The organism is Stenotrophomonas sp. S41 (genome assembly GCF_016624625.1).
Lineage (GTDB): Bacteria > Pseudomonadota > Gammaproteobacteria > Xanthomonadales > Xanthomonadaceae > Stenotrophomonas.
In genome coordinates, this window is record NZ_JACVTV010000211.1 from 1 (window position 1) to 1,094 (window position 1,094).

General features: G+C 68.4%; 1 protein-coding gene. It reads left to right on the top strand.

What is annotated here, in order from left to right; translation table 11 throughout:
* The first annotated feature begins 173 nt into the window (after window positions 1–173).
* Window positions 174–917: a 23S rRNA (guanosine(2251)-2'-O)-methyltransferase RlmB gene (gene rlmB / locus IAE56_RS20920; RefSeq protein ID WP_079221277.1), complete on the top strand. Its 744-nt coding sequence runs from the start codon at window positions 174–176 to the stop codon at window positions 915–917.
* Window positions 918–1,094 lie beyond the last annotated feature (177 nt).

A 1,094-nucleotide genomic window follows, 5' to 3' on the forward strand; every position in this document is an offset into this window, starting at 1 on the left:
AACCAACGGTCCGCACCCACCAACCAACGGTCCGCACCCACCAACCAACGGTCCGCACCCACCAACCAACGGGCGGCACCCGGCAGGTAGCGCCGGGCCATGCCCGGCGAGCGCGCAGCGCGGCCGCCGCCGATGCTCTACCATAGCCACCCCCTTTCCGGTTCGGCCCCCGCATGAGCAAGAACAGCCAGTGGATCGTCGGCGTCAACGCCGTCGCCTCCTCCATCGAGAACGACGCCGACAACGTCCGCGAAGTGCTGGTCGAGGCCGGTGCGAAGAACCCGCGCCTGGTCGAAATCGAGGAAAACGCCCGCCGCAAGGGCATCGACGTGCGCAAGGTCAACAGCCAGGCGCTGGACGGTGTCGGCGGCTCGGTGCGCCACCAGGGCGTGGCCGCGCGCTATGCCGCGGCCCGCACCTACAGCGAGAACGAGCTGGAAGGCCTGGTCACCGCTGCCGAGGGCAAGGCCCTGCTGCTGGTGCTGGACGAGGTGCAGGACCCGCACAACCTGGGCGCCTGCCTGCGCTCGGCTGCGGCGGCCGGTGCCACCGCGGTGATCATTCCCAAGGACAAGTCGGCGACGGTCAATGCCACCGTGCGCAAGACCTCGGCCGGCGCCGCCGACCTCATTCCGGTGGTGGCGGTGACCAACCTGTCGCGCTGCCTGAAGGACCTGCAGAAGCAGGGCGTGTGGATCTACGGCCTGGCCGGTGAAGCCACCGCGTCGCTGTACCAGCTGGACCTGAAGGGCAACATCGCCCTGGTGCTGGGCGGCGAAGCCGACGGCCTGCGCCGCCTGACCCGCGAGAACTGCGATGGCCTGGTCAAGATCCCGATGCCGGGCGAAATCGAGAGCCTGAACGTCTCCGTCGCCGCCGGCGTCAGTCTGTTCGAGGCCGTGCGCCAGCGCGGTTGATCGGCTGACCTGGCGTGATCGGGGTCAGATCCCTTTCCTACGGGAAAAGGGGTCTGACCCTTTTTTTTGATCGGAAGAATCGTGTCGACCAAGGTCGACACCTACCAAAGCAGAACCAGGATCAGGACCCGGGGGGGGGCCGCCGGGGGGGGCCCCCCAGCACAACGAGCTGGGAAG